This window comes from Mitsuaria sp. TWR114 (assembly GCF_007997345.1).
This window is the reverse complement of record NZ_VOSR01000681.1, coordinates 1-3,507: the sequence shown is the minus strand read 5'-3', so window position 1 is coordinate 3,507 and position 3,507 is coordinate 1. Positions and strand designations below refer to the sequence as shown.

Annotated in this window: 2 protein-coding genes and 1 pseudogene; all 3 read left to right on the top strand. The window is 72.1% G+C overall.

All coding sequences use genetic code 11. The features are described 5' to 3' along the window. On the top strand, positions 1 to 1,532 hold a 1,532-nt coding region (locus FUT87_RS22220; protein ID WP_147242421.1), incomplete at its 5' end, for an acyl-CoA ligase (AMP-forming), exosortase A system-associated. A gap of 105 nt (positions 1,533 to 1,637) precedes the next feature. Next, positions 1,638 to 2,841 (top strand): annotated as a pseudogene (locus FUT87_RS22215) (pyridoxal-dependent decarboxylase, exosortase A system-associated). Beyond that, the coding region (locus FUT87_RS22210) for an acyltransferase (RefSeq protein ID WP_186830700.1) at positions 2,838 to 3,507 on the top strand (670 nt) is incomplete at its 3' end. The pseudogene FUT87_RS22215 and the gene FUT87_RS22210, both read left to right, overlap by 4 nt.

The window sequence follows — 3,507 nt, the reverse complement described above, 5'->3', positions numbered from 1 at the left end:
CGGCGCTGCGCGACGGCGGCCGCGCGCTGAACTATGGCGAGCTCGCGGCGCAGGTCCGGGCGCTGGCCAGCGGCCTGCTGTCGCTGGGCCTGGAACGGGCCGAGCGCGTCGGCATCTATCTGGACAAGCGGCTGGAGACCGTGGTCGCCAGCTTCGCGGCGCCGGCGGCCGGCGGCGTGTTCGTCCCGGTCAATCCCATCCTCAAGCCCGAGCAGGTCGGCTTCATCGTGCGCGACTGCGAGGTCCGCGTGCTGATCACCTCGCGCGACCGTTACGCGGCGCTGCAGCCGGTGCTGGCGCAATGCCCGTCGGTGCGCCATGTCGTGCTGGTCGACCCCGCGCCCGGCGCCGAGCCGCAGGGCTGGGTCCGCTACAGCGAGCTGCTGGACGCGCCGGCCCGCGCCGCGCACCGCGTCATCGACACCGACATGGTGGCCATCCTCTACACCTCCGGCTCCACCGGCCGGCCCAAGGGCGTGGTGCTGTCGCATCGCAACATGGTCGCCGGCGCGAAGAGCGTCGCCAGCTACCTGGAGAACCGCCCGTCGGACCGCCTGCTGGCCGCGCTGCCGCTGTCCTTCGACGCCGGCTTCAGCCAGCTGACCACGGCCTTCCACGCCGGCGCGTCGGTGTCGCTGCTGAACTACCTGATGCCGCGCGACGTGCTCAAGGCGCTCGAACGCGACCGGATCACCGGCCTGACGGCCGTGCCGCCGCTGTACATCCAGCTGGCGCAGCTCGAGTGGCCGGCGGCGATCGACCAGCAGCTGCGCTACTTCGCCAACACCGGCGGCCGCATGCCGCGCGAGACGCTGGGCCTGCTGCGCCAGCGGGTGCCGTCGGCGCGCCCCTTCCTGATGTACGGCCTGACCGAGGCCTTCCGCTCGACCTACCTGCCGCCGGAGGAGGTGGACCGCCGGCCCGATTCGATCGGCAAGGCCATCCCCAATGCCGAGATCCTGGTGCTGCGCGAGGACGGCACGCCCTGCGCGCCCGATGAGCCCGGCGAGCTGGTGCATCGCGGCGCGCTGGTCGGCCTGGGCTACTGGAACGATGCCGAGAAGACGGCCGAGCGCTACAAGCTGCTGCCGCCGGGCGTCGGCGGCCGCGAGGCCGGCCTGCAGCTGCCCGAGTTCGCGGTCTTCTCCGGCGACAACGTGCGCCAGGACGCCGAGGGTTTCCTGTACTTCATCGGCCGGCGCGACGAGATGATCAAGACCTCCGGCTACCGGGTCAGCCCGACCGAGGTCGAGGAGATCCTGTACGCGACCCAGCTGGTGGGGGAGTGCGTCGCCTTCGGCGTCGACCATCCGACGCTGGGGCAGGCGATCCAGGTGATCGCGACGCCGCCGGCCGGCGGCGAGACGCTCGACGCGACCGCGCTGCTGGCGGCCTGCAAGGCGCGCATGCCGGCCTACATGATCCCGTCCGGCATCGAGTCGCAGGCCGGGCCGCTGCCCCGCAACCCGAACGGGAAGATCGACCGCAAGCTGCTGAGCACCGACTGGGTGGCCCGGCAGGAAGCCCAATGACAGCGCCGCGCGACCCGCGCCGGCCCCCCGCACCGTGAGCATCGACGACCAGCCCCAATCCCTCGCCCCCGTGGCGTCCGCCAAGGCCGCGCGCGGCACGCGGCTATGGACCAGTTCGAGTCCCGCGACGGCGTGCTGCTGGTCGGCGGCCAGCCGCTGACGCGGCTCGCGGACCGCATCGCGCACGCCGTTCTATGCCTACGACCGCGCGCTGCTGACGCGCCGCGTCGAGGCCCTGCGCGCCGCGATGCCGCCGAAGCTGGAGCTGCACTTCGCGATGAAGGCCAACCCGATGCCGGCGCTGGTGGCGCATCTGGCGGGCCTGGTCGACGGCATCGACGTCGCCTCCGCCGGCGAGCTGCAGGTCGCGCTGGACGCCGGCGCCGACCCGCGCGAGATCAGCTTCGCCGGCCCCGGCAAGAGCGCGCTGGAGCTGCGCCAGGCGCTGGCCGCCGGCATCCTGATCAACCTCGAATCCTTCCGCGAGGTCGAGCTGCTGCGCGCGCTGTGCGCGGAGACCGGCTACGCCGCGCGGGTGGCGGTGCGCGTCAATCCGGACTTCGAGCTCAAGTCCTCCGGCATGAAGATGGGCGGCGGCCCCAAGCAGTTCGGCGTCGATGCCGAGCAGGTGCCCGAGCTGCTGGCCCGCATCGGCGAGGCGGGCCTGGGCTTCGAGGGCTTTCACCTGTTCGCCGGCTCCCAGAACCTGAAGCCCGAGGCCATCGTCGAGGCCCAGCTCAAGAGCTTCGAGCTCGCGCTGCGACTGGCGCGGCACGCGCCCGCGCCGGTGAAGGTGCTGAACCTGGGCGGTGGCTTCGGCATTCCGTATTTCCCCGGCGAGCAGCGGCTGGACCTGGGTCCGATCGCCGCCAACCTCGCGGCCCTGATCGAGCGCGCCGTCGTCGAGCTGCCGCAGGCGAAGCTGGTGGTCGAACTCGGCCGCTACCTGGTCGGCGAGGCCGGCGTCTATGTGTGCCGCGTCGTGGACCGCAAGGTGTCGCGTGGCCAGGTCTTCCTGGTCACCGACGGCGGCCTGCATCACCACCTGGCGGCCTCGGGCAACTTCGGCCAGGTCATCCGCAAGAACTATCCGGTGGCGATCGGCAACCGGATCGGCGCCGAGCCCGAGGCCGGCGTGTCCGTGGTCGGCCCGCTGTGCACGCCGCTGGACCTGCTGGGCGAGCGCATGAGCCTGGCGCGGGCGGAGCCCGGCGACCTGGTGGTCGTGTTCCAGTCCGGCGCCTACGGCATCACCGCCAGCCCGCAAGGCTTCTTGAGCCACCCGTGCGCGGCGGAGGTCCTGGTGTGAACACCGCGCCCCGCCTGGCGCAAGTCGACGCCCTGCGCGGCATCGCGGCGCTGGCGGTGGTGCTGTTCCATTACACGACCCGCTACGACCAGCTCTTCGGCCATGCGCAGCCGCTGCGCATCGCCGTCCCGTTCGGGCACCTGGGCGTGAACCTGTTCTTCATGATCAGCGGCTTCGTCATCTTCATGACGCTGGAGCGCACCGCGCGGCCGATGGACTTCGTCGTGTCGCGCTTCAGCCGGCTCTATCCGGCCTACTGGGGCGCGCTGCTGCTGAGCTTCGCGCTGACGCACCTGCTGGGCCTGCCCGGCATGACCGTGGGCTGGGAGGTGCTGCTGGCCAACCTGACGATGGTGCAGGGCTTCTTCGGCGTGCCGCACGTGGACAACGTGTACTGGACGCTGGAGGTGGAGCTGCTCTTCTACTGCTGGGCGCTGGCCAGCTTCCGGCTTGGTGGTGGCGTCGGGCTGCGGAACTTCCTCTTCGCCTGCCTGGCGCTGCGGCTGGTCTATGCCGCGGCGCTGCTCGCGTGGGGCGTGGACCTGCCGTGGATCGGGCAGCGCTGGCTGCTGCTGCCCTACATCGCCTGGTTCGCGCTGGGCGTGGCGGTCTACCGGCTGAGCCGCGTCGGCGGGTCCGCCGATCGCGCGCTCGTGGCGGCGGCGC